Here is a 23,389-nt window from a genome sequence, read left to right on the forward strand (position 1 = left end):
GGCGAACACGCCACGAGTCAACGGAGGGGGTTAGAAGTCGAGGGCGACCTTGCCGATGGCGGCGCCGGTGCGGAGGCGTTCTACGGCCTCTGCGAGGCGGTCGGCGGGATGGCGCTCGATCGGCAAGACCAGCTCGCCGGAGGCCAGCTCGGCCAGCAGCCGGTCGGCGTCCGCCGCGACCTCGGCGCCCCGGGTCATCAGGTTGACCGGCAGCAGCGACACGTCCGCCAGCAGGAAGTCCGCCAGGTCCACCTGGAAGTCGCGGCCGGCCGTGTAGCCGACCAGTGCGACCCGGCCGCGTCCCCTGACCAGGCCCAGCACGGTGGACAGCACCGCGCCGCCGACCGTGTCGATCACCGCGTCGAGCCGGCCGCCGGCCGTCTCCTCGGTCAGCTCGGAGGCCAGCACCGCCTTGCCGGGCGCCGGGACGTGCGCCAGCTTGGCCGGGCGGCCGACCACGCCGACGACCTCGGCCCCGGCGCGCGCCGCGACCTGGACGGTCAGCGCGCCGACCGCGCCCGCCGCCCCGGTCACCGCCACGCGTTCCCCTGGGCGGATCGCGGCCACCGCGTGCACCGCCGCCCACGCCGTACCGGCGGGTGAGAAGAAGCAGCAGGCCAGCGCGGGATCCGTCCCCTCCGGTACGGGCACGACCGCCGAGTCGCGTACCACCGCGTGCTCGGCCCAGCCGCCGTCGCGCCGCATGCCCGCGCCACCGCCCCGCAGCCGTACCGGCAGCCCTTCCGGATGGACGTCGGAGGCCACGACGACCCCGGCCGCCTCGGTGCCCGGAACCATCGGCAGGTCGGGCAGGACGCCGAACCTCCCGTCCACGATGTTGAGATCGAGATGCCCGACCTGCGCGGCGTGGACCCGGATGAGCGTGTGGCCGGGCGGCCGTTCGGGGACGGGCCGTTCGACCAGGCGGGGCAGCGTGCCGAACTCCTCCAGCACGAGAGCCCGCGAGACTGCGCGACCGCCGTTCAAAGCCGTACCTCATAACGCTTCAGGACGCGGGATGCCACGATCCGCAGCACCCGGTCGAAGACGAATCCCAGGATCCCCAGCATGATGATGCCCACGAAGACCCAGTCGATCCGGCCGTAGTTGCGCGAGGTCCAGATGAGCGCGCCCAGCCCGACCTGCGCGGCGACGATCTCCGCCGACACGATGGTCAGGAAGCTGTTGCCCATCGCCAGCCGCGCGCCCGTGACGATGTGCGGCACCGTCGAGGGCAGGATCACGCAGCGCATCACCTGCCCGCGGCCCGCGCCCAGGCTGGCCGCCGCGCGCAGCTTGGTCTCGTTCACCGACAGCACGCCCGCGATGGTGTTGAGGGTGACGATGAAGACGGCGGTGTAGAAGATCAGCACGACCTTGGACGCCTCGCCGATGCCGAGCCACACCACGGCCAGCGTGACGAACGCGATCGGCGGGATGAAGCGGAAGAACTCGATGTAGGGGTCCAGCAGCCGGCGGATGAACGGGACCTGCCCCATCAGCAGGCCGACCGGGACCCCGACGAGCAGGCCGAGGCCCCAGCCGATCAGGATCCGGCGGCTGGAGGCGATCACCGAGTTGAGCAGCGTGCCGTCCGCGGCCAGTTCGCGCGCGGCCGACAGGGTCTGCCCCGGCGAGGCGACCAGCCCGGAGCCGTACTTCATCGCCAGCAGCTGCCAGACCCCGATCCCGAAGATGATCGACAGCAGGAACATGCCGGCGCCGCGCAGCCGCCCGGCCATCACGCCGGGCGCGGACCGCTCGGCGGGCTTCTTGGCGGGGGCGTCCGCCGCCGCGATCGTCATCGTGCCTCCTCGGTCTCGTCGCCGGCGTCCTCGACGCCCTGCTCCCGCAGGGACTTGCGCACCTCTTCCCCGATGTCGCGGCGCAGCGCCGCGCGCAGCGCGATCGTCTCGGGCGCGGTGTCGTCGCGGGGGCGGGGCAGGTCCACCGAGTAGACCGCCTTGATCCCGGCGGCCGGGCCGGCGGTCATCACCGCGACGCGGTCGGCCAGGACGAGCGCCTCGTCGATGTCGTGGGTGACGAACACGACGGTGCATCCCGACGCCTGCCAGATCCGCGCCATCTCCTCCTGCATCACCTGCCGGGTCTGCGCGTCGAGCGCGCCGAACGGCTCGTCCATCAGCACCACGCGCGGCTGGTTGGCCAGCACCCGGGCGATCTGCACGCGCTGGCGCATCCCGCCCGACAGCTGCCCGGGGAACCGGTCGGCGCAGTGCCGCAGCCCGACCAGGCGCAGGTACTCGTCGGCGGTCGCGTTCTGCTCCGCCCGCGACCGGCCCGCCATGCGGGGACCGAACGCCACGTTCTGCCGGACGGTCATCCAGTCGAACAGGGCCTCGGTGCTCTGGAACACCATGCCTTTGCCGGGATCGGGGCCGGTGACGGGCGCGCCGTCGACGGTCAGGCCGCCCTGCCGTACCGGTACGAACCCGGCCAGCGCCGACAGCAGCGTCGATTTCCCGCAGCCGCTGGGGCCCAGCAGGCACAGGAACTCGCCCGCCGGGATGTCCAGGGTGATGTCCTGGACCGCCACGAAGGATCCGAATCCGATGCCCACCCCGGAGACGGACACCGCCGCCCCGCGCCCGCCGGCGGGCGGGCCACCGCCCGCGGGGGCTTCCCCCTGCGGGCGGTGGCCGGTCTTGGTCGCCTTGGTCATCCCGTTCCCTTCACCTTGGCGGTCACCCATCCCTGCAGTACGGCCTTGGTCACGTCGGGCCGCCCCTTGACCTTGCCGGTGCTCAGGTAGAAGTCGGCCGTGCCGGCGTATCCCTTGAGGTCGGCCGCGGTGATGTCGCGCACCTTGAAGTCGATCTCCTTGATGGCGGTCACCGTCTGGTCCTCGGGGACCTTGGCCGCCTTCTTGGTGGCCGCGGCCGCCCCCGCGGGATCGGACTCGACCAGCGCCGCCGCCTCCTCCAGCGCCTTGGCGACCTTGACCGCGGCGGCCTCGTTGCCACTCAGCCACTGCTGCCCGCTGATCAGCCAGTGCTGGTAGCTCAGGCCGTAGTCACCGGTGCTCTCCAGGACCTTCCCGCCCAGCTCCACGCCCTTGGCGGGCCACGGCTCCCACAGTACGTACCCGTCGACCTCGCCCTTCTGCAGCAGCGCCGGGATCTCCGGCGGGCCGGCGGTCACGAACTTCACCGTCTTCGGGTCGATCTTCTTGGACTCCAGGAAACGGATGGCGGCCAGCTCCGACAGGCCGGGGACGATCGCCATCTTCTTGATCTTCGCGGGGTCGGTGACCTTGGACCCGGTGACGACCTTCAGGTAGCGCCCGGACTCCTGGTAGACGAGCAGGGCCCGCAGCGCGGGGTTCTGCTGGAGCTGGCCGATGGTCGTGCTGTCGGAGCTCCCGGCCATCTGGACCTGCCCGCCGGCGATCGCGTCGACGGCCTCGCCGCCTCGGCCGAACTGGACCAGTTCGACGTTCAGGCCGTGCTTGCGCCACAGCCCCTTGGAGTCGGCGACGAAGAACGGCGCGTACGACGCGTCGATCCCGATGGCGATGCGGATCTTGGGACCGGTGGCGGCCGCGCCGCCGGAGTCGGTGGTGGCGCCGGTGCACGCCGACAGCGTGCACAGCGCGGTGATGAAGGAAAGGGCGCCCGCGAGGCGCCATCTCCTGGCCCGTGCCTCCATAGAACCTCTTACGTCGAAGGGGGAGTGCGGCTGGGTCGGTCAGCGGGTGGGAGCCGGATCCGGCGAAGCGTAAGCCCGGGTCCGGCGCCCGCGCATGGACGTGGGTCCGCTGAGCGGGACGACCGGTCGGGCGGGTGAACGGAGCCTGTCACGTACCGGGCAGGAGCCTGGCCCGCGCCGGACCGGAGCCTGGCACGCGCCGGACGGTCCGCGGACCGGTGGCGGTCTGCTCAGCGGGACGAGTCCGTAGCCGAACGGGGGCGGCCGCCCTGATGCTCATGGGGCACCGCCCGGCCGAAGGGCGGCACCTGACTCGCAGGCAGACGGCTCGCAAGCAGATGGCTCCCAGGCAGCAGGAGGACACGCACATGACGGGTGAGGAACCGCTCGACCCCCAGGCCACGGCGGCCCCGAGGCGCCGCCCGGCCGCGGCCGGGCGGCAGGACTGGTCGTCGTGGCCGCACTACGACGCGGCGGCCGAGGGCTTCCGCGGCTACTGGTATCCGGTCACCTGGTCGAGCCACATCACCGGCGATCCCCGCCCGTACACGATCTGCGGCGAGAAGATCGTGCTGATCCGGGACGGCGGGACGGCGTACGCGCTGCACGACCGCTGCCCGCACCGGGGCGTCCCGCTCTCGCAGGGCGACCAGCAGTTCCCCGGAACGATCAGCTGCCCGTACCACGGCTGGACCTACGACCTGCCGACCGGGCGGCTGGCCGCGGTGATCACGGATGGCCCCGACTCGCGGATCTGCGGCAAGGTCATGCCCAGCCGTCCGGACCTACCCGGTGGCCGAACGGCTGGGCATGGTCTGGGTGTACGTCCCGGTGGCCGAGGAGGACCCGCACCCGATCGACGAGCAGCTTCCCGAGGAACTGGTCGGCAACGGCTTCGTGATGGGCGGCCGGATCGACAAGCGGCGCGGTAACTGGCGCTTCGCCTGCGAGAACGGCTTCGACGAGGGCCACGCCAAGTACCTGCACCGGACCTCGCTGTGGCGGCTGTTCAAGCCGATGCCGACCTGGAACGTGACCCGCATCGTGCCGGGCGGCCGGTGGATCTTCCGCGTCCAGGACGAGGTCCACTGGGACGCCGACTTCCCGGGCGTGGGCCGGTGGACCAACAAGCGCTGGTGGAAGATGCAGCCTCCCAAGGAGGCCTTCAACATCGGCAACACCGGCAAGCCCAGGCGGGTGGACCCGACGATCGAGGCCCAGGAGTTCCCCGGGTTCGCCTCGCTGGCAATGCCGGGGATCCTGCGGATCGCCTATCCCAACTTCATCCACTACGAGTTCTACGTCCCGGTCGACGCCGACAACCACCGCTACGTCGGCGTGATGGTGAACTTCACCGAGGGCTGGCGGACGCTCGGCTTCTACGCCAAGTACCTGGGCGCCGTCCGCTGGCTGTTCCACGGCCAGTTCTCCGGCCAGGACGCCTGGATGGTCGAGATCACCGACGCTCCGCCCGAGAAGCTCTACCGCCCCGACGTCTCGCTGACCGCCTGGCGCAATCTCAGCCAGGAGGAGTACGGCAAGAAACTCGCCGACTGCGGTGTCGCCGAGCCCCCCAGGACGAGGAAAAGGTGAGGACGATGAAGCGCATCCTGCCCGCGATGATCGCCGGTGCCCTGCTGGCCGTGGCAGTCCCGGCCGTCCGCCGCCGGATCGCCCGTACGACCGACACCCAGGTCCACCGGATCGACCCTTGACCGCGGCGGACCCCGCCGGGCTGGACGGCCTGGACGAGCGGCGGCGCGGCTGGGTCGCCGACGCCTGGCGGCACGTCACGGCCGACCGGCTGCGCGAGCTGGTCATCGGGCTGGTGGACGTGCCCAGCCCGACCGGTGACGAGGGGCCGCTGGCCGGGCACATCGCCGCGACGCTGAACGAGGCGGGCTGCGCGGCCCGCGTCCAGCCGGTCGACGACCGGCAGGCCAACGCGTGGGCGCGGCTGGACGGCGACGGCAGCGGTCCCGACCTGATGCTGTACGCGCCGATCGACACCCTGACCGTGGGGGAGGAGAGCGAGGACGTCCCCTGGATCGGCCCCGAGCTGCGCCCGGACATGCGGCCCAGCGCGGTCGTGGAGGGCGACCTGGTGATGGGGCTGGGGGCGTCCAATCCCAAGGGCCACGCCGCCTGCGTGATGATGGCGGCCGAGGCGATCGCGCGGGCCGGGATCCCGCTGGCCGGCGACCTGATCGCGGCGTTCGGCGCGGGCGGCATGCCCACCAACGCGCGGCCCGGCGGCGCCCGGCGCAACACCGGGCAGGGCGCCGGCTGCTCGTTCCTGCTGGAGCAGGGCGTCCAGGCCGACTACGCCGTGATCGCCAAGCCCGGCTGGACGGTCTCCTGGGAGGAGGTCGGGCTCGCCTGGTTCGAGGTCACGGTGCGCGGCACCCACACCTACGTGGGCTCGCGCCACCGGCTGCCGTACAGCAACGCCATCGCGGGCGCCGGACTGGTCGCGCAGCGGCTGGAGCAGTGGTTCGAGGCGTACGCCGAGCGGCACACCGGCGGGACGGTGGCGCCTCAGGGCGTGGTGTCGTCCGTACGCGGCGGATGGCCGCGGATGGCGGCGGTGACCCCGGCCGCCTGCCTGCTGCGGGTGGACCTGCGGCTGGCCCCCTCGACGACGCCGATGCAGGCCAAGCGGGAGTTCGCGGCGGCCCTGGAGGAGATCCGGGCCGAGTCCCCTGGCCTGGACGTGAGCGCGGAGCTGATCCTGGCCATCCCCGGCACCCGGACCGACCCCGGCAGCTGGGTGTGCCGCAGCGCGATCGCGGGCTGGGAGGCGTTCGAGGGACGCGAGCACGAGGTGATCGGGGGCAACAGCGGCGCCACCGACGCCAACATCCTGCGGAGCCGGGGCCTGCCCACGGTACGGATCGGGATGCCCAAGGTGACCGAGGCGCCACCCGGGATCGACTCCGCGATCGACTTCTCGCTCGGCATGAACACCGTGGACGTCAGGGAGATGGAGCGGCTCACCCGCCACCTGGTCCGTACGGCGGTCGACACCGTCACCCGTTCGCGCGACGAGGTCGCCGCACCCGCCGAAGGAGCCCCGGTATGACCGAGATCGTGCTGGGCGTGGGGGCCTCCCACTCCACGCTGATGAACACGCATTGGGAGGAGACCGTCCACAAGGACCGGGCCGGGCGGTTCCGGGACGCGCTGTACGCGGCGCGCGCGGAGATCGCGGCGGCCCGTCCCGACACCGTGATCCTGGTGGGCTCCAACCATTTCCGCGGCTTCTGGCTCGATCTGATCCCGAGCTTCACCATCGGCGTGGGGGAGTGCCTGGCCAGCGGCGAGTCCGGGACGCCGAAAGGCCCGCAGCCGGTGGACGTACCGCTCGCCCGGCACATCGCGGACTCGCTCGTCGAGGGCGGCCGGTTCGATCCGGCCTTCTCGGCCCGGCTGCAGATCGACCACGGCCAGTCGCACGCGATCCAGTACCTGCTGAACGACCTGAGCGTGGAGGGACGCGGCGTCGAGATCGTGCCGCTGGTGGTGAACGTGTTCGCCCACCCGCTGCCCACCCTCGAACGCTGCGAGCGGCTCGGCCGCGCCATCCGGGAGGCCGTGCTCGCCTTCCCCGGGGACCGCCGGGTCGCGGTGATCGGGTCCGGCGGGCTCTCGCACCACCTGCCGTGGCCGGACTGGCGCGATCCGCAGGGCGACGACGAGGAGTTCATGGCCGATGCCTGGCTGAACGGCCGCGACAACTGGCAGGACTACGACGCCCGGCGGCGGCGGATCGTCCGCGCGGCCGAGGCGGCGATCGACTCCGAGTTCGACGAGGCGTTCCTGGCGCTGCTGGAGAAGGGCCAGAGCGCGCAGATCACCGAGCACACGACCGAGAGCCTGGAAGCGGCCGCCGGGAACGGCGCCCAGGAGCTGCGTACGTGGCTGGTCATGGCGGCCCTGCTCGACCACGTACCCGGACGGCGGCTGGCCTACGAGGCGATTCCCGAGTGGCTGACCGGCATGGCCGTGGCCGTCCTGGACCCCGCCTCCGGCCGAATGGACAACGCGAAAGGCGACGCATGAGCATCTGGACCGAACTGGTCGACATCGACTACCGGCACGCGTACGTGGACGCGGGAGGCGTGCGCACCCGTGCGCTGCAGGCCGGCCCCGAGGACGGCGAGCACGTGGTCTTCCTGCACGGGACGACCGGGCATCTGGAGGCGTTCGTCCGCAACATCCCCGCGCACGCCGAGGCCGGCTACCGGTGCCACGCCATCGACATGCTGGGGCACGGCCACACCGGCAAGCCCGACCGTCCCGGCGAGATCCCCGCCTACGCCGAGCACCTGACGGACTACCTGGACGCGGTCGGCGCGGAGCGGGCGCATCTGGTCGGCGAGTCGCTGGGCGGGTGGGTGTCGTCGTGGGTGGCGAGCGAGCGGCCCGACCGGGTCGCCTCGCTGCAGCTGCTCTGCATGGGCGGTACGAAGATCAACCCGCAGGTGATGGAGCGGCTGAAGACCTCCACCCGCGCCGCCGTGGAGCAGCGGGACCCCTCGTTCACCCGGGAGCGGCTGCGGCTGCTCTGGGCCCACTGGGACGAGGACCTCGGCGACGAGCTGGCCGATATCCGGTTCGACATCTACCACCGGCCCGAGTTCAAGGAGAACCTGCACAACCTGCTGGCCCTGCAGGAGGTGGAGGCACGCGAGCGCAACCTGCTGCGCCCGGAGCGGATGGCGATGATCAAGGCGCCGACGCTGGTGGTGTGGGGCAACAAGAACCCGCTCGGGGACGTCCCGGAGGCGGAGGCGATCGCGGCGGCGATCCCGGGGGCGCGGCTGGAGGTGTTCAACGACTGCGGGCACTGGCCGCAGCATGAGAAGGCCGGCCTCTACAACCCGCTCAGCCTGGCCTTCCTCGCCGAGTCGTCGTGAGCGCGTCCCGTACCGGCGCCGGCGACGGGATCCACTTCGGCTACGCCGGCACCGCGCGCGGGCAGGTCCACTACGCCGAGTGCGGCAAAGGCCCGCCCGTGGTGCTGCTGCATCAGACGCCGCGATCCTGGGACGAGTACCGCGAGGTGCTGCCGGTGCTGGGCCGCACCCACCGGGCCATCGCGATGGACACCATCGGCTTCGGGGCCTCGGCACCGCTGGACGACCACTCGATCGAGGCCTACGCCGCCGCCGTCGTGGAACTGCTGGACGCCCTCGGACTGCCCGAGGTCGCGCTGGTCGGCCACCACACCGGCGGAGTGGTGGCCGTCGAGGTGGCGGCCCGGGCGCCGGAACGGGTCGGGGCGCTGGTGCTGTCGTCCACCCCGTACGTCGACGCGGAGGCCCGCGAGCGGCGCCGCGACCGGCCCCCGATCGACGCGGTCGCGGCCGACCCCGGCGGTGCGCACCTGACCGAGCTGTGGCGCCGGCGGCAGCTCTACTATCCGCCCGGCCGCCCCGATCTGCTCACCCGATTCGTGCGTGACGCCCTGGCGCTGGGCGACGACGTGGAAAAGGGGCACGAGGCCGTCGCCCGGTACCGGATGGAGGACCGCATCGGCCTCGTCCGCTGCCGGACGCTGTGCGTGGGCGCCTCCGCCGACCCTTTCGTATTTCCTGACCTGCGGATATTGTCATCGCAACTTAACGCCGCCACCCTGGCGGTGATCGAGGGCGGCATGATTCCGTTGATGGAACAACGATCAGCGGAGGTCGGCGAATTGATCGCGAGGTTCCTGACATGACCATCGTTTCGATCGACTCCGCCCGCGCGGACCGGGCCGGGGAGCCGGGGCGGGACTCCTGCCCCGACCCCATGAACTCCGTCCTGGGCAAGGCCCAGCTGATCATCGAGGCGTTCGGCGCCGATGACGCCGGGCTGTCGCTGGCCGACCTGGTCAGGCGCACCGGCGTGGCCAAGGCCACCGTGCACCGGCTCGCCCAGGAGTTGGTCGAGTGGGGCCTGCTCGAACGGGCCGGCTGCGACTACCGGCTGGGACTGCGGCTGTTCGAGATCGGCCAGCGGGTGCACCGCCAGCGGATCCTGCGCGAGGTCGCCCAGCCCTACATGGAGGACCTCCTGCTGGCCACCCAGGAGACGATCCACTTCGCGATCCACGACGGCCTCGAGGTGCTGTACCTGGAGAAGATCCTCGCGCACCGGGGGCTCAGCGAGCAGTCCCGCGTGGCCGGGCGGCTGCCGCTCTACTGCACCGCCACCGGCAAGATCATCCTGGCCTTCGGCCCGGCCTCGCTGTTCGCCGAGGTCGTGCGCAGCGGGCTCAAGCCCCTCACCCGGCACACCATCACCTCGCCCGCCCGGCTGCGCGCCCAGCTCGAACGGGCCCATACCGAACGGCTCGCGACCGAGGCCGAGGAGACCCGGCTCGGCTACATGAGCACGGCCGTCCCGGTGTTCGGCCGGGGCCCCGCCCTGGTCGGCGCCCTGTCGATCACGGGTCCCACGTACCGGCTCGACCCGGCGAAGCTGGCGGGCGCGCTCCGTACGGCGGGCATGGGCATCACCCGGTCGCTGCGGCAGGTCCTATGACGGCCGTGTCGGAGAATGCGCCGGACGTCTTGGACGAGGTGCTGTCGCGCGCCCGCGACCTGGCCGGCCGCTGGGAGGCGGCGGACTGCGGCGTGGTGACCGTCAAGGACTTCTGCCGGTACGCGGCGGCGCTCAACGACGCCGCGTACATCGGCCGGGCCCGCGCCGACGAGTCGGCGGGACGGCCCGTGACGGCACCCTCGATGTTCCTCGCCGGCACGCTGAGCTGGGAGGACGGCCCGGTCGAGGACGAGTTGCGGCCCGACGGGCTGGCGGCGAGGGAGTCGCCGTGCACGCAGGGCCTCCCGGTGCGGCAGGTGCACGGGGGCGAGTCCGTACGGGTCGGCACGCCGCTGGTCGCGGGCACCCGCGTGCTGGCGGAACGGGCGGTGCGGTCGGCCACCCGGAAGGCGGGCCGCTCGGGCGACTTCGTCGTGCTGGCCGTCACCACCCGCTTCACCGGCGGCGACGGCACCGAACTGGTCTCCGTGGACGAGACGATCATCGTGAAGGGAGACCCGGCCGGATGACCGTTCCAGGGCGGGCGTGCGCCCCGCGCCCCTACTCGCACAGCACGGTGCAGCTCTTCCGCTTCAGCGCCGTGTCGTGGAACTCCCACCGCATCCACTACGACGAGGCGTACGCGGCGTCCGAGGGCTTTCCCGGCACGGTCGTCCAGTCGACCCTGCACGGCGAGATGCTCGTCCGGCACGCGCTGGACTGGGCCGGGCCGGACGCGCGGCTGGCCGCGGTGAGCTGGCGCAACCAGGCGACGGCCGTGGCCGGCGAGCCCCTCACCTGGAAGGCCGTGGTCCAAGGGGCCGAGCCCGCCCCGGGCGGCCTGCGCCTGTCCCTGGACGCCGCCATCGTCAAGGCCGACGGCACACCCTGCGTCACCGGGACGGTCGAACTGCTACGCCCGTCCTGACCGACCACTTATTCGAGGCAGTGGTCACTCCAGCGCGGGGCCGCCGCCCCACAGCGGGGGACGGCGCGAGCCGAGGTCCACGCTGATGACCTTGGCGGTGCTGTAGCGCGCCAGGATCCGCTCGCCGATCTCGGGCCCCGGCGGCGGGCCGCCGGAAACGCCCGACGCGTCCGCCGCGAACCCGGCCGGGGGATCGAACCACCGGTTGACCCAGACGATCCCGGCGTCCAGTTCGCGGGCGATCCGGTGCGCCCGCGCGAGATCGGTCGTCCACACCCCCGCCGCCCGGCCGGGGCCGGTGGCGTTCACCCGTTCCACGGCCGCGCGCTCGTCCCCGAACGGCTCGATGACGGCGACCGGCCCGAGCAGCGCCACCTCGGCACCGCCCTCTTCGAGGGCCAGCAGCGTCGGCGCGTGATAGAAGCCCCCGGCCTGCGCGGACGGCATCGTGGCCGCCTCCCCGCCGGCCAGGTGGCGCGCGCCTCCGGCGACGGCCCGCCGGACGGACTCCCGCACCTGCTCCCGGCGCCCGGCCGAGATCAGCGGGCCCATCTCGGTGGACAGTTCGAGCGGATCGCCCAGCACGACGGCTCCCGCCATCGCCGCCAGCCGCTCGCTGAAGTCCGCGTGGACGCTCTCGTGCACCAGCAGCCGGGACGGTGTCGCGCCCACCTCGCCGCCCGCCATGCACACGCCGGTCAGCGCGTCGGTGACGGCCGCGTCCAGATCGGCGTCCGCGTACACGATCATCGCGCCGCCCGACCCGGCTCCGGGAACGGCGGGGCGGCCGATCCGCGACGTGCCGGGGTGCGCGTCCAGGCGTGCCGCAATCCGCGGGTCCACACCGGTGACGACGTTGAGCACGCCGGCCGGGAGCAGGTCCTCGGTGGCCCGGGCGAACTCCAGGACGGTCGCCGACGCGGGCCCGGCCGGGTGGACCACCACCGTGTTCCCGGCCGCCAGCGCGGGGGCGATCTGGTCGGCCAGCATCACCAGCGGCGCGTTCCAGGGCACGTGCACGGCGAGGACGCCCAGCGGCGCCCGTACGGTATAGGCCATCCCGTGCGGATCCTCGACCGGTACCTGCTCGCCGCGCACCCCTCGGGCCAGCCCCGAGAACAGGCGCAGCGCCGCCACGCACGCCGGGACGTCGGAGAAGTACGCCTCGCGTACCGGCCGCCCGCCCTCGGTCGCCAGCAGCACCGCCCAACGGTCCGGATCGGCCTCGATCCGGTCGGCCATCCGCCAGAGCGCCTCCTGGCGGGTCGCCAGGCTCGACCGGCGCCAGCCGGAGAACGCCTTGCGCGCCGCCGCCACCGCGTCCTCGACCTGCTCGGGTCCCGCCTCGGGGATCGCGGCCCAGGCCGTCCCGACGCCCGGGTCCACGGCGTCGAAGACCGCGCGGGCCGTCACCCATTCGCCCGCGATGAACAGGCGGTACGGCTCGTCCGGGCGGTGCGCGTTCCGGCGCTCCCCGCTCCAGGACCAGGGCTCACGCACCCGGCACCGCCGCCGGGCTCGCCGTTCCCGCGTACTTCTCGTACCAGCCCTTCATCAGCACCGAGTCCAGGTCGGGCGACGTCGCGATGAGCTTCTGCTCGATCAGGAAGTCCACGATCCGCCGCGCCGACGCGCGATCGGCCGCCGTGAACCCGCGCGCCTCGAACCTGATCTCCGGCAGCACCCGCTCGGTCTGGTCGGCGGGCAGTTTGGCCTGCTTGCGCGCGGCGTCCGCCGCCGCCTTCGGATCCTTGGTCACCATCGCGTTCGCCGCGGCCACCACCTGGAAGATCTTCCCGGCGAGCACGTGGTTGCGCTCCAGCCAGGTCCGCCCGGCCAGCAGCCACTGCGCGTAGCCGACGCCGAAGTCGCCGATCGTCCCGGCGATGTGCCCGCCGCCGGCGTCGCCCTTGCCCGCCCACGGCTCGAACAGGATGTAGGCGTCGACGGACCCGCGCTCCAGCATGCCGGGGATCTCCGGCGGCGAGCTCTTCACGATCTTGATCGAGCCCGGATCGATGCGGTGGTGCTTCAGGTAGGAGTGCGTCGCGTACAGGCCGATCCCCTGGATCGAGGCCATCGTCCTGATCTGCTCCGGCCGGTCGATCCCGTCCCGCAGCACCACCTTCAGGTAGCGGTCGGACGCCTGGAACACGCCCAGCGCCCGCAGCTGGTCGTGGGCCGCCATCAGCGGCAGCGCGCTGGAGTCGGCGTTGGCCGACATCTGCGCCGTACCGGACGCGACGGCCTCGGCCGCCGCGGGCCCGCCCTCCACCTGCATCAGCTCCACGTTCAGTCCCGCCTTGGCGAACAGCCCGCGCTCCTGCGCCAGATAGAGCGGCGCGTACGAGGCGTCCACGCCCAGCGCGAGGCGTACCAGCGGCCCCTTGGCGCCGTTGCCGCCGTCCGCCGAGTCGGTCGTCCCGGCCATGCAGCCGGTGGCCAGCAGGAGCGCTGAGCAGGCGGCCAGCACGCCGGACCTGAGTCTCACTCTCACGTGTGTCTCTCCTGTCGGTCGTGCGTGACGGGTCGACGTTGCCAGCCGAACCCCATTCCGCATAAGTGAAGCGTCCTGCTCACCGGACCACCGGGCAGGGGAGACCTGCCGCGAAAAGGAATAAAGTATTCCGTTCTGATATTCTGGGACGATGATCGACATCCTGTCCGGCCGCGCCCTCAACCGTGCCGTGCTGGAACGGCAGCTGCTCCTGAGCCGTTCGGACGCGCCCGCCCTGGAGGCGATCCGGCTGCTCATCGGCCTCCAGGCGCAGGACCCCAACCTTCCGTACCTGAGTCTGTGGGCGCGCCTGCGCGGGTTCCGGCATGAGGACTTCACCCGCCTCCTGTACGAGCGCGACATCGTCCGGTCCTCGGTCCTGCGCGCGACGCAGCACGTCGTCACGGCCGACGACTACCTGTGGCTCCGCCCGCTCGTCCAGCCGATCGTCTTCAAGGCGCTCCGGGCCGGCTACTGGCGCGACATCGAGGACTGGGACCTTGACGAGTTGGCCGCCGCCGCCCGCGAGCTGCTCGACGGTGAGATGCTCACCCGTCCGCAGATCGGGAAGAGGCTGGCCGAACGGTGGCCCGGCCGCGACAGGACCGTGCTCGGCCGGACCGTCCAGGCCCTGCTCGAACTCGTCCACCCGCCGCCCAGCGGTACCTGGAACACCTTCGGCGCCACGCCGTTCGCCCTGGCCGAGGAGTGGATCGGCAGGCCCCTCCAGCGGAATCCCTCGCCCGACGAGCTGATCCGCCGCTACCTCGCCGCGTACGGGCCCGCCTCGGTGAAGGACTTCCAGATGTTCTCCGGGCTGCGCAGGATGGACGACGCGTTCGACCGCCTCCGCCCCGGGCTGCGCACCTTCCGGGACGAGAGCGGCGCCGAGCTGTTCGACGTCCCCGGCGCCCCGCTTCCGGACCCCGGCGTGCCGGCTCCCGCGCGCCTGCTCACCGACCTGGACAACCTCCTGCTCGCGTACGCCGACCGGACCCGGATGATGACGGTGGAGCAGCGCAAGATCGTTTGTGTCGGGGCCTGGGTGAAGGCCACCCTCCTGATCGACGGCAAGGTCCAGGGCGTCTGGACCGTCGAGCGCGACAAGGGAGCCGCGAAGGCCACGCTCACCATCGAGCTCTTCGCCCCCCTCTCGGCCTCCGAGCGCGAGGACGCCGAGTCCGAGGCCGCCGGTCTCCTCGCCTTCGCCCATCCCGACGCCGACGGCGACGTCCGCTTCACCACGTTCGACGGCTGACGCCTTCTCCCCGGCTCGGGGGAAGGGGATTCCCCTAGGGTGCCGAGGCCACGAGTTCATGTGATCACACCCCGGAATCCCGCTGGGGCCGTCCTGGTTGGACCGGATATGAAGAAGATCGGCTTTCTCTCGTTCGGCCACTGGACTCCCGGCGCGGGCTCGCGGACCCGGTCGGCCGCGGACGCGCTGTCGCAGTCGATCGATCTCGCGGTCGCCGCGGAGGAACTCGGCGCCGACGGCGCCTACTTCCGGGTGCACCACTTCGCCAGGCAGCTGGCGTCGCCGTTCCCGCTGCTGTCGGCGATCGGCGCGAGGACCTCGCGGATCGAGATCGGCACCGGCGTGATCGACATGCGGTACGAGAATCCGATGTACTTCGCCGAGGACGCCGGCGCCGCCGATCTGATCTCCGGTGGACGGCTCCAGCTCGGCATCAGCCGGGGGTCGCCCGAGCAGGTGATCGAAGGCTGGCGGTACTTCGGGTACGAGCCGGCCGAGGGCGAGACCGACGCCGACATGGCACGCAAGCACACCGAGGTGCTGCTCACGGTGTTGCGGGGCGAGGGGTTCGCCGAGCCGAACCCGCGGCCGATGTTCCCCAACCCGCCGGGGCTGCTGCGCGTCGAGCCGCATTCCGAGGGATTGCTCGACCGCATCTGGTGGGGCTCCAGCTCCAACGCCACCGCCGTGTGGGCGGCCGGGCTCGGCATGAACCTGCAGAGTTCCACGCTCAAGGACGACGAGACCGGCGAGCCGCTGCACGTCCAGCAGCGCAAGCAGATCGAGGCGTACCGGCAGGCATGGCGGGAGGCCGGGCACCGGCGCGAGCCGCGCGTGTCGGTCAGCCGCAGCATCTTCGCGCTGACCAACGACACGGACCGCGCCTACTTCGGCCGGAACGCCGGCTCCAGCGACCAGATCGGCATGATCGACGAGAAGACCAGGGCGATCTTCGGGCGTTCGTACGCGGCCGAGCCCGAGGTGCTGGTCAAGCAGCTCGCCGACGACGAGGCCGTCCAGGCGGCGGACACGCTGCTGCTCACGGTTCCCAACCAGCTGGGCGTGGACTACAACGCGCACGTCCTGGAGAGCATCCTGACCCACGTGGCCCCGGAACTCGGCTGGCGCTGACGGAACAGGCGGCCTGTTGGGGTCAGCCGGTGGATTCCGTCCGCCAGGCTTCGGCCAGGGCGAGGAAGGCGGAGTTCTCCTCGGGAAGGCCGATGGTCACCCGGACGCCTTCACCGGGGAAGGCGCGCAGGATGACGCCGTTGTCGAGGCAGTGGTCGGTGAAGGCCGTGCTGTCCCCGCCGAGCGGGAGCCAGACGAAGTTGGACTGGGAGTCGGGCAGGTCGTAGCCGAGGGTACGGAGTCGCCGGGTGACCCGGTCGCGCTCCTTGAGGGTGAGAGCGGCTCGTCTGGTGACCTCCTCGTGCTCTTGGAGCGCGGCGACGGCCGCCTCCTGGGCCGGCGCGCTGACGCTGAACGGGGTCTGCGTCTTGCGTACCTGCGCGATCAGCTCCGGTGCGCCGACGCAGTAGCCGACGCGCAGGCCCGCCAGCGCGTACGCCTTGGAGAACGTCCTGAGGACGACGACGTTCGGCCGGTCCCCGAAGAGTGCCAGCGCGTCCGGCACGGCTGCGGGGTCGGCGTACTCGCGGTAGGCCTCGTCGATGACGATCAGGACGTGGTCCGGCATGCCGTCGGCGAAGGCGCGCAGCGCGGCCTCGCCGACGGCCGTCGACGTCGGGTTGTTGGGATTGCAGACGAAGACCAGGCGGGTCCGCTCGGTGACGGCCGCCGCCATCGCCCGCAGGTCCTGGGCGTGGTCGCGCAGCGGGACCTGGACCGGTGTCGCCCCCGCCACCGTGGTGAGGATCGGGTACGCCTCGAACGACCGCCAGCCGAAGACGACCTCGGTGCCCGGACCCGTCACCGTGTGCAGCAGCTGTCCGCAGACCTCGGACGACCCCGCGCCCACGGCGATGCGGTCGGGCGTCACGCCGTGGCGGGTGGCGAGCGCCTCCAGCAGGCGGGTGGCGCCCATGTCCGGGTAGCGGGAGAGGCCTCCGGTGACTTCGGCCAGCCGGGACGCGACGCCGGGCAGCAGGCCGTACGGGCATTCGTTGCTGGCCAGGACGACGGCTCCGGGCACCTTCCGTCCCGGCACGTAGGACTGGAGCCGGACGAGTGGCGGGCGCACTTGGACCACGGGGTTCTCGTTTCCTTACACGTTCGCGAGCAGGATGGTGGGATCTTCCACGAGGTCGGCCACGTGGCGGAGGAAGCCGCCGGCGGCGCCGCCGTCGCAGACCCGGTGGTCGAAGGCCAGGGACAGCTGGGTGACCTTGCGCGGGGTGACCGCGCCGCCGGTCACCCAGGGGCGGTCGATGATGCGGCCGATGCCGAGGAGCGCGGCTTCGGGGTGGTTGATGATCGGGGTGGAGCCGTCCACGCCGAAGACGCCGTAGTTGTTGAGGGTGAACGTTCCGCCGGTCAGCGCCTGGGGAGGCAGCGAGCCCGAACGGGCGAGCCCGGTGAGCCTGGCCAGTTCGGCGGCGAGTTGAGCGGTCGTCATCAGGTGGGCGTCCCGGACCACCGGCACGACGAGGCCGCGGTCGGTCTGCGCCGCGAAGCCGAGGTTGACGTGCCCGTACCGGACGATCTCGGCGCGGTCGGTGTCGACGGAGGAGTTCAGCTCCGGGAACCGCCGCAGGCCGTCCACGCAGATGCGGGCCAGCAGGGCGAGCAGCCCGATGCCGAGGCCGGGGTGGGCCCGGCGGAGCGCGTCCTTGGCGGCGAGCAGGCCGGTGGCGTCGACGTCCACCCAGGTCGTGGCGTCGGGGATCTCCCTGCGGCTGCGGCTCAGCTTGTCGGCCACCGCCCGGCGCAGCCCGCGCAGCGGGATGCGTTCGGTCGTGAGCGTCGCCGGCTCGGCGGCGGCCGGTGCCGGGGGAGCCGTCTCCTGCGCGATGGCCTGCTCGACGTCGCGGCGGAGAATCACCCCGCGCGGCCCCGTGGGGGTGACGGCGGCGAGGTCCAGCCCGTGCTCGGCGGCGATCCTGCGGACGAGCGGCGAGATCACCCGCGGGGCGTGCCCCGGGGCGGCCGGGACCGGCGCCGCCTCGGCGGGACGGGGGGCGCTGCGGCGCCGTCTGCCCGGGTCGGTTGCGGGGTCGGTGCCGTAGCCGATCAGAACGTTGCCGGAGCCGGCCTGCTCCTCCTCGCGGTAGCGGTCCGCGGCGGGATGGACGTCCCGGCCGGGTGTCGCGCCGGTCGCACCGGTCGCGTCGGCTGGGCCGACTTCGATGAGGGGCGCGCCCACGTCCAGGACGGTCCCGGCCTCCGCGTGCAGTACCAGCACCGTTCCGGCGTAGGGGACCGGCACCTCCACGGCCGCCTTGGCGGTCTCGACCTCCACCACGATCTGGTCGATCTCGACCGTGTCGCCGGCCGCGACCTTCCATTCGACGATCTCGGCCTCGGTGAGGCCCTCGCCGAGGTCGGGCAGGCGGAACACCTGCCGGGCGGGAGCGGCCGCCGTCATGACGCCTCCCGGGCGAGGTGCAGGACGTCGGGCCGGTCGTCGAACTGGAGCCGGTCGACCGCGTCCAGGATCCGGTCGGCGTCCGGCAGGTGCGAGCGCTCCAGCTTCGGCGGCGGGTAGGGGATGTCGAAGCCCGTGACGCGCAGGACGGGCGCGGCCAGCGAGTGGAAGCAGCGCTCCTGGACGCGCGCCGCGATCTCGGCGGCCACGCCCGCGAACCCCTGGGCCTCCTGGACGACCACGCAGCGGCCCGTCCTGCGGACCGAGGCCACGACGGTCTCGTCGTCGAACGGGACGATCGTGCGCAGGTCCACGACCTCCAGGTCGATGCCGTCCCGGGCCGCGGCCTCGGCGGCCTGGAGCGCGACCGGGACGGCGGGCCCGTAGGCGACGAGCGTCGCGTGGGTCCCCTCCCGGCGTATCGCGGCCCGGCCGAATCCGGCGGCGCGCCGGTCGCCGGTCTCGGTGTCGTCCTTGGACCAGTACAGCCGCTTCGGCTCCATGAAGACGACCGGGTCCGGGTCGGCGATGGCGTCGCGGAGCAGCCAGTACGCGTCGTCGGCGGTGGCCGGCGTGACGACCTTCAGGCCCGGCGTGTGGGCGTAGTACGCCTCGCTGGAGTCGCAGTGGTGCTCGACGCCGCCGATGCCGCCCGCGTAGGGGATGCGGATCACCATCGGCAGCGGCATCCGGCCGCGGGTGCGGTTGCGCATCTTGGCGACGTGCGAGGCGATCTGCTCGAAGGCGGGATAGGCGAACGCGTCGAACTGCATCTCCACCACGGGACGGAAGCCGCCCATCGCCATGCCCACGGCGAGGCCGACGATCCCGGCCTCGGCCAGCGGGGTGTCGAAGCACCGGTCCTCGCCGAACTCCCCGGTCAGCCCGTCGGTGATGCGGAAGACACCGCCCAGCGGGCCGACGTCCTCGCCGAAGACCAGGACGCGCTCGTCCTCGCGCAGCGCGTCCCGCAGGGCGGTGTTGAGCGCCTGCGCCATCGTCATCGCGGTCATGTCAGGCCTCCCGGGCGTTCAGTTCGGACGCGAGCAGGTCCCGCTGCTCGCGCAACTGCGGTGTGGGGGCCGCGAAGACGTGGTCGAACATCTCGAACGGGTCCGTCTCCGCGTCGGCGTTCATCGCGTCGCGGAGCCGGGCGGCGAAGTCCTCGGCCGCCTCGCTCGCCGCGGCGACGCCCCGGTCGTCGAGCAGCCCCCGGCCGCGCAGGTAGGTCTCCAGGCGGGCGAGGGGATCGGCGGCCTCCCACTTCTCGACCTCCTCCGCCTGGCGGTACCGGGTGGCGTCGTCGGCGTTGGTGTGCGCGTCCATGCGGTACGTGTGCGCCTCCACCAGGAAGGGTCCGTTCCCGGTCCGCGCGTTCTCCACGGCCGCCGTCAGGACGGCCAGCGTCGCGACGACGTCGTTGCCGTCCACCTGCTCGGAGCGGACGCCGTAGCCGACCCCCTTGTAGGCGAGCGCGGGGGCGGCGGTCTGCTTGGCCAGCGGCACCGAGATCGCGTACTTGTTGTTCTGGACGAAGAACACGACGGGGGCGTTGAGGACCGCGGCGTAGTTGAGCGCCTCGTGGAAGTCGCCCTCGCTGGTCCCGCCGTCGCCGATGAAGGCCATGACGACGGCGTTCTCGCCCTTGCGGCGCAGGGCCTCGGCCATCCCCACCGCGTGGACGGTCTGGGTGGCCAGCGGGGTGCACTGGGGCGCGACGCGGGTGGCCGCCGGGTCGTACCCGCAGTGCCAGTCGCCGCGCAGCAGGGTGAGCACCTCGACGGGGTCGACGCCGCGGGCGACGAGGGCGACCGAGTCGCGGTAGGTCGGGAACAGCCAGTCGTCCTCGCCGAGAGCGAGCACGCCGGCGATCTGGCAGGCCTCCTGCCCACGGCTGGATGGGTACACGGCGAGCCGGCCCTGCTTGGTGAGCGCCGTCGCCTGGCGGTCGAAGCGGCGGCCCACGACCATCCGGTGGTAGGCGTCCAGGAGCCGCTCGTCCTCCGGCGCCGGGTATCCGGCCGGCGGCTCCACGGTGGTGCCGTCCTCGGCGACGAAGCGGACCGGGACGGGGGAGGGGAGAAGACCGTCGGCCACCTGGCGTTCTGTCCGCACGGACATGGCGACCCTCGCTTTCGCTGGACGTTTGACAGGAGAAGCGTCCGCCGAACGAGCCATTCGTTCAAGACATCAGGCACAATGAGCGACAACTAGCTCATATTCGGGCGTACAGGAGGCCAAGTGTCGACCGAAGAGGGCGCCGACGGGGGATGGCCGGGACGTTCTGCCGGCCGCCTGGACGGGGTGGACCGCGCGATCATCGCCGAGCTGCTGCGCGACGGCCGGATCTCGGTGCGGGCCCTGGCCGAGCGGGTCCACATCTCCCGCGCCAACGCCTACGCGCGGCTGACCCGGCTGACCGACGACGGGGTGATCGCCGGCTTCTCGGTCGAGCTGGCACCGGAGAAGGCGGGCCTCGGCACCAGCGCGTACGTCTCCGTCACGATCGAGCAGAACTCCTGGCGCGCGGTGTCGGCGCGGCTCCAGGACATCCGCTATGTCGAGCACTTCGCGATGGTCGGCGGCGACTACGACGTCCTGGTCCTGGTCAGGGCACCGGACAACGCGGCGCTCAGGCGCGTGGTGCTGGAGCGCATCCAGGACATCCCCGGCGTCCGCGCGACCCGTACCTGGCTGGTGTTCGACGAGGCCCGCGGCCGGGGCGCCGACTGGGACCGGGCGGCGAGCGAGGTACGGAACGCGGACTAGCGGGACGACTTGTACTGGCCGAGGAGGGCTTCGAGGCTGCGCACCATGAAGGTGTAGTACTCGTGCATGTCCCGGAGGCGCTCGCGCTGGCGTACGGGCAGGCCGGTGCCCCGCGCCTGCGCGCGCTCGGCCAGGGCCAGCAGTTCGGTCGTCGCCTCCATCTGGTGCTGGAGGCAGCCCACCCAGGCGTCGTCGCGCCACTCGTACACGTAGTGGCGGGAGCCCGGCTGCTTGAACCGCCGGACGGTCCCGCTCTCGACCAGCAGGCGGGTCATCTCCGACATCGAGCCCTTGCTCGCGTCCAGCGCGCTCTGCAGGTCCGCCATGGCCATCGGCGTCTCGCTGAGCATCAGGACGCCCGCGGCGCGCCCGGCCATCGGAGGCCAGCCCATCGCGCGGCCGATGTGCAGGCCGAAGTCGTCGATCAGGGCGTTCCCGTCCCCGGGACCACCGTCGGAGGCGGCGCTCGACACGACCGGTACTCCAATCGATCAGAAGAAAATGAATGTTCACCCTTGACTGAACTAATCTCGGGACGGCAGTCTACCGGCCAGCAGCGGTCCGGACATTCCCGGTTCCGCGCTCCTGAGCCGAACGCAGGAGGTTCACCGTGACAGACACGGGCTGGGACGTCATCGTCGTGGGGGCGGGGTCCGCGGGCGCGGCCCTCGCCGCCCGCTCCGCCGAGCGCGGCAGGCGCGTCCTGCTCCTGGAGGCCGGGCCCGACTACAGGTCGGCGGACATGCACGAGGCCTGGCGCTCGCCGAACCCGGCCCGCGCGCTGATGGACCCCGCCGCCGTCGCCGGCCTGGTCTGGGAGGGCGTGAACTCGTCCCGGACCGACAAGCAGCCGCAGGCCCCGTACTGGCGCGGCCGGGGCACCGGCGGCAGCTCGTCGGTCAACGGCCAGATCGCGATCCGCCCGCCGCTGGAGGACTTCGCGGACTGGGCCGCCGCCGGATGCGCCGGCTGGTCGCCCGAGGACGTCCTGCCCTACTTCGCCAAGCTGGAGGACGACGAGGAGTTCGGCGGCGAGCCGTACCACGGGCGCGGCGGGCCGACCCCGATCTTCCGGATGCCGCGGGAGCGGTGGTGCGGGGTGGACGGCGCCCTGGCGGCGGCGGCGCAGGCCGCCGGGCACGCCTGGGCCCCGGACGTGAACGCGCCGGGGGCGGCCGGGGTCTCGCCGTACCCGATCACCTCGCGGGCCGGGCGCAGGGTCACGGTCAACGACGGCTACCTCGAGCCGGCCCGGTCGCTGCCCGGGCTCACCGTCCGCGGCGGCGCCCTGGTCGACCGGGTCGTCTTCGAGGGCGGCCGGGCCGTCGGCGTCCGCGTCATCGAGGCCGGGACGGCGGTGACCGAGCACGCCGACGAGATCGTGCTCAGCGCCGGGGTGATCCACTCGCCGGCGATCCTGCTGCGGTCGGGGATCGGCCCGGAGGCCGACCTGCGCCGCCTCGGCATCGCCGTGCGGGCCGACCTTCCGGTCGGCCGCGGCATGCAGGACCATCCGATGATCGTCGTCAAGCTGCCGCTGACGGCGGAGGCCGCGATCAAGACGGTCGACGACCGCCACACCAACGTCTGCGTCCGCTACGGCAGCGGGCTCGGCGGGGTACCCCACGACATGATGTTCGTGTCGCTGAACATGAACGTGCTGTCCATGGAGAACGCCGACACGCGGTTCCCGGCGGGCGGCTTCGGCGTGTGGCTGAACCAGAGCCACTCGCGCGGCGTGCTGACGCTGACGTCCGCCGATCCGGAGGCCCAGCCCGAGGTCCGGGAGCGGATGCTCTCGGACGACCGCGATCTCGCGCGGCTGCGCGTCGGCGTCCGCGCCCTGGTGGAGATGGCGCGCGGTCCCGAGGCCGCCGCCGTCGTCGCCGGGTCGGTCGAGGCCGCCAACGGCCGCCTGTTCGAGGTGCTGGACGACGACGCTGAACTCGACGATCACATGCTCGCCACCGCGGCGGACGCCCAGCACGGCACCAGCACCTGCCGGATGGGGGCGCCCGGCGACGACTCGGCGGTCGTCGACCCGTCCTGCCGCGTGCGCGGGTTCGAGGGCCTGCGCGTGGTGGACGCCTCGATCTTCCCGTCCGTCCCGCGGGCCAACACCAACCTGGCGACGATCATGGTCGGCGAGCTGATGGCCGACCGCCTCGCCTGAATCCCGCGTCCGGCGGG

Annotated in this window: 24 protein-coding genes; 13 read left to right on the forward strand and 11 right to left on the reverse strand. The window is 72.6% G+C overall.

Translation table 11 applies throughout. The features are described 5' to 3' along the window. Nucleotides 1-30: 30 nt before the first annotated feature. From ACH34Q_RS35130 to ACH34Q_RS35145, 4 genes are read right to left on the reverse strand one after another with little or no spacing between them, the layout of a single operon-like run. On the reverse strand, nucleotides 31-954 hold the full coding sequence (locus ACH34Q_RS35130) for a zinc-binding alcohol dehydrogenase family protein (protein WP_395987463.1): 924 nt from the start codon (nucleotides 952-954) through the stop codon (nucleotides 31-33). Nucleotides 955-983: 29 nt separating this feature from the next. Next, nucleotides 984-1,805, reverse strand: coding sequence for an ABC transporter permease (locus ACH34Q_RS35135; RefSeq protein ID WP_395987464.1), 822 nt, complete (start codon nucleotides 1,803-1,805; stop codon nucleotides 984-986). Continuing rightward, complete coding sequence (locus ACH34Q_RS35140; RefSeq protein WP_395987465.1) at nucleotides 1,802-2,683, reverse strand: ABC transporter ATP-binding protein; 882 nt, start codon at nucleotides 2,681-2,683, stop codon at nucleotides 1,802-1,804. The genes ACH34Q_RS35135 and ACH34Q_RS35140 overlap by 4 nt, the downstream gene beginning before the upstream one ends. Next, nucleotides 2,680-3,669, reverse strand: a complete 990-nt coding sequence (locus ACH34Q_RS35145; RefSeq protein ID WP_395987466.1) for an ABC transporter substrate-binding protein — start codon at nucleotides 3,667-3,669, stop codon at nucleotides 2,680-2,682. The genes ACH34Q_RS35140 and ACH34Q_RS35145 overlap by 4 nt, the downstream gene beginning before the upstream one ends. Before the next feature lie 368 nt (nucleotides 3,670-4,037). Between ACH34Q_RS35145 and ACH34Q_RS35150 the strand changes: the two genes are divergently transcribed. The 9 genes from ACH34Q_RS35150 to ACH34Q_RS35190 all read left to right on the forward strand — a co-directional run bounded on the left by ACH34Q_RS35150 (nucleotide 4,038) and on the right by ACH34Q_RS35190 (nucleotide 11,128). Then, nucleotides 4,038-4,601, forward strand: coding sequence for a Rieske 2Fe-2S domain-containing protein (locus tag ACH34Q_RS35150; protein ID WP_395987467.1), 564 nt, complete (start codon nucleotides 4,038-4,040; stop codon nucleotides 4,599-4,601). Next, nucleotides 4,501-5,262, forward strand: a complete 762-nt coding sequence (locus tag ACH34Q_RS35155) for a hypothetical protein (protein WP_395987584.1) — start codon at nucleotides 4,501-4,503, stop codon at nucleotides 5,260-5,262. Before ACH34Q_RS35150 ends, ACH34Q_RS35155 begins: the two co-directional genes overlap by 101 nt. A gap of 118 nt (nucleotides 5,263-5,380) precedes the next feature. After that, a complete protein-coding gene (locus ACH34Q_RS35160; protein ID WP_395987468.1) occupies nucleotides 5,381-6,751 on the forward strand; it encodes a M20 family metallopeptidase in 1,371 nt (456 codons plus the stop codon). Next, nucleotides 6,748-7,731 carry a hypothetical protein gene (locus ACH34Q_RS35165; protein WP_395987469.1) on the forward strand — a complete coding sequence of 328 codons (984 nt, stop codon included), beginning with the start codon at nucleotides 6,748-6,750 and terminating at the stop codon, nucleotides 7,729-7,731. Before ACH34Q_RS35160 ends, ACH34Q_RS35165 begins: the two co-directional genes overlap by 4 nt. Next, entirely contained in the window at nucleotides 7,728-8,588 is an 861-nt protein-coding gene (locus ACH34Q_RS35170) for an alpha/beta fold hydrolase (RefSeq protein WP_395987470.1), read from the forward strand. Before ACH34Q_RS35165 ends, ACH34Q_RS35170 begins: the two co-directional genes overlap by 4 nt. After that, complete coding sequence (locus tag ACH34Q_RS35175; RefSeq protein ID WP_395987471.1) at nucleotides 8,585-9,394, forward strand: alpha/beta fold hydrolase; 810 nt, start codon at nucleotides 8,585-8,587, stop codon at nucleotides 9,392-9,394. Before ACH34Q_RS35170 ends, ACH34Q_RS35175 begins: the two co-directional genes overlap by 4 nt. Continuing rightward, nucleotides 9,391-10,200, forward strand: coding sequence for an IclR family transcriptional regulator (locus tag ACH34Q_RS35180; RefSeq protein ID WP_395987472.1), 810 nt, complete (start codon nucleotides 9,391-9,393; stop codon nucleotides 10,198-10,200). The genes ACH34Q_RS35175 and ACH34Q_RS35180 overlap by 4 nt, the downstream gene beginning before the upstream one ends. 5 nt (nucleotides 10,201-10,205) lie before the next feature. Further along, nucleotides 10,206-10,730, forward strand: a complete 525-nt coding sequence (locus tag ACH34Q_RS35185; protein ID WP_395987473.1) for a MaoC family dehydratase N-terminal domain-containing protein — start codon at nucleotides 10,206-10,208, stop codon at nucleotides 10,728-10,730. Then, a complete protein-coding gene (locus ACH34Q_RS35190) occupies nucleotides 10,727-11,128 on the forward strand; it encodes an acyl dehydratase (RefSeq protein ID WP_395987474.1) in 402 nt (133 codons plus the stop codon). Before ACH34Q_RS35185 ends, ACH34Q_RS35190 begins: the two co-directional genes overlap by 4 nt. Before the next feature lie 24 nt (nucleotides 11,129-11,152). On the opposite strand, the gene ACH34Q_RS35195 is transcribed toward ACH34Q_RS35190, so the two are convergent. Continuing rightward, the gene (locus tag ACH34Q_RS35195) at nucleotides 11,153-12,628 is read right to left on the reverse strand and encodes an aldehyde dehydrogenase family protein (protein WP_395987475.1); all 1,476 of its coding nucleotides are present in this window, start codon (nucleotides 12,626-12,628) and stop codon (nucleotides 11,153-11,155) included. Further along, complete coding sequence (locus tag ACH34Q_RS35200; RefSeq protein ID WP_395987476.1) at nucleotides 12,621-13,625, reverse strand: ABC transporter substrate-binding protein; 1,005 nt, start codon at nucleotides 13,623-13,625, stop codon at nucleotides 12,621-12,623. Before ACH34Q_RS35200 ends, ACH34Q_RS35195 begins: the two co-directional genes overlap by 8 nt. A gap of 151 nt (nucleotides 13,626-13,776) precedes the next feature. Here ACH34Q_RS35200 and ACH34Q_RS35205 point away from each other — a divergent pair, with 151 nt between their 5' ends. Continuing rightward, on the forward strand, nucleotides 13,777-14,883 hold the full coding sequence (locus ACH34Q_RS35205) for a winged helix DNA-binding domain-containing protein (protein WP_395987477.1): 1,107 nt from the start codon (nucleotides 13,777-13,779) through the stop codon (nucleotides 14,881-14,883). Nucleotides 14,884-14,991: 108 nt separating this feature from the next. Further along, a complete protein-coding gene (locus ACH34Q_RS35210) occupies nucleotides 14,992-16,014 on the forward strand; it encodes an LLM class flavin-dependent oxidoreductase (RefSeq protein ID WP_395987478.1) in 1,023 nt (340 codons plus the stop codon). A 22-nt stretch (nucleotides 16,015-16,036) separates the two neighbouring features. On the opposite strand, the gene hisC is transcribed toward ACH34Q_RS35210, so the two are convergent. From hisC to pdhA, 4 genes are read right to left on the reverse strand one after another with little or no spacing between them, the layout of a single operon-like run. Beyond that, nucleotides 16,037-17,095: a histidinol-phosphate transaminase gene (gene hisC / locus ACH34Q_RS35215; RefSeq protein WP_395987479.1), complete on the reverse strand. Its 1,059-nt coding sequence runs from the start codon at nucleotides 17,093-17,095 to the stop codon at nucleotides 16,037-16,039. Nucleotides 17,096-17,110: 15 nt separating this feature from the next. Then, a complete protein-coding gene (locus tag ACH34Q_RS35220; protein ID WP_395987480.1) occupies nucleotides 17,111-18,430 on the reverse strand; it encodes a dihydrolipoamide acetyltransferase family protein in 1,320 nt (439 codons plus the stop codon). Then, nucleotides 18,427-19,443 carry an alpha-ketoacid dehydrogenase subunit beta gene (locus ACH34Q_RS35225; protein ID WP_395987481.1) on the reverse strand — a complete coding sequence of 339 codons (1,017 nt, stop codon included), beginning with the start codon at nucleotides 19,441-19,443 and terminating at the stop codon, nucleotides 18,427-18,429. Before ACH34Q_RS35225 ends, ACH34Q_RS35220 begins: the two co-directional genes overlap by 4 nt. Before the next feature lies 1 nt (nucleotide 19,444). Beyond that, entirely contained in the window at nucleotides 19,445-20,551 is a 1,107-nt protein-coding gene (gene pdhA / locus ACH34Q_RS35230) for a pyruvate dehydrogenase (acetyl-transferring) E1 component subunit alpha (protein WP_395987482.1), read from the reverse strand. Between the two features lie 120 nt (nucleotides 20,552-20,671). On the opposite strand from pdhA, the gene ACH34Q_RS35235 reads away from it, so the two are divergent. Continuing rightward, nucleotides 20,672-21,199, forward strand: a complete 528-nt coding sequence (locus ACH34Q_RS35235) for an Lrp/AsnC family transcriptional regulator (protein WP_395987483.1) — start codon at nucleotides 20,672-20,674, stop codon at nucleotides 21,197-21,199. On the opposite strand, the gene ACH34Q_RS35240 is transcribed toward ACH34Q_RS35235, so the two are convergent. Then, nucleotides 21,196-21,672, reverse strand: a complete 477-nt coding sequence (locus ACH34Q_RS35240; RefSeq protein WP_395987484.1) for a GbsR/MarR family transcriptional regulator — start codon at nucleotides 21,670-21,672, stop codon at nucleotides 21,196-21,198. The genes ACH34Q_RS35235 and ACH34Q_RS35240 overlap by 4 nt on opposite strands. A gap of 137 nt (nucleotides 21,673-21,809) precedes the next feature. Here ACH34Q_RS35240 and ACH34Q_RS35245 point away from each other — a divergent pair, with 137 nt between their 5' ends. Next, a complete protein-coding gene (locus ACH34Q_RS35245) occupies nucleotides 21,810-23,372 on the forward strand; it encodes a GMC family oxidoreductase (protein ID WP_395987485.1) in 1,563 nt (520 codons plus the stop codon). Nucleotides 23,373-23,389: the final 17 nt, after the last annotated feature.

This window comes from Actinomadura sp. 9N407, assembly GCF_044326315.1.
In the GTDB taxonomy this organism is placed as follows: Bacteria; Actinomycetota; Actinomycetes; order Streptosporangiales; family Streptosporangiaceae; genus Spirillospora.

Coding starts and splice junctions, on each gene's coding strand:
- ACH34Q_RS35135 (WP_395987464.1), bottom strand. CDS start 1,805: ATGACGATCGCGGCGGCGGACGCCCCCGCCAAGAAGCCCGCCGAGCGG.
- ACH34Q_RS35140 (WP_395987465.1), bottom strand. CDS start 2,683: ATGACCAAGGCGACCAAGACCGGCCACCGCCCGCAGGGGGAAGCCCCC.
- ACH34Q_RS35145 (WP_395987466.1), bottom strand. CDS start 3,669: ATGGAGGCACGGGCCAGGAGATGGCGCCTCGCGGGCGCCCTTTCCTTC.
- ACH34Q_RS35150 (WP_395987467.1), top strand. CDS start 4,038: ATGACGGGTGAGGAACCGCTCGACCCCCAGGCCACGGCGGCCCCGAGG.
- ACH34Q_RS35165 (WP_395987469.1), top strand. CDS start 6,748: ATGACCGAGATCGTGCTGGGCGTGGGGGCCTCCCACTCCACGCTGATG.
- ACH34Q_RS35170 (WP_395987470.1), top strand. CDS start 7,728: ATGAGCATCTGGACCGAACTGGTCGACATCGACTACCGGCACGCGTAC.
- ACH34Q_RS35180 (WP_395987472.1), top strand. CDS start 9,391: ATGACCATCGTTTCGATCGACTCCGCCCGCGCGGACCGGGCCGGGGAG.
- ACH34Q_RS35190 (WP_395987474.1), top strand. CDS start 10,727: ATGACCGTTCCAGGGCGGGCGTGCGCCCCGCGCCCCTACTCGCACAGC.
- ACH34Q_RS35205 (WP_395987477.1), top strand. CDS start 13,777: ATGATCGACATCCTGTCCGGCCGCGCCCTCAACCGTGCCGTGCTGGAA.
- ACH34Q_RS35210 (WP_395987478.1), top strand. CDS start 14,992: ATGAAGAAGATCGGCTTTCTCTCGTTCGGCCACTGGACTCCCGGCGCG.
- ACH34Q_RS35220 (WP_395987480.1), bottom strand. CDS start 18,430: ATGACGGCGGCCGCTCCCGCCCGGCAGGTGTTCCGCCTGCCCGACCTC.
- ACH34Q_RS35225 (WP_395987481.1), bottom strand. CDS start 19,443: ATGACCGCGATGACGATGGCGCAGGCGCTCAACACCGCCCTGCGGGAC.
- pdhA (WP_395987482.1), bottom strand. CDS start 20,551: ATGTCCGTGCGGACAGAACGCCAGGTGGCCGACGGTCTTCTCCCCTCC.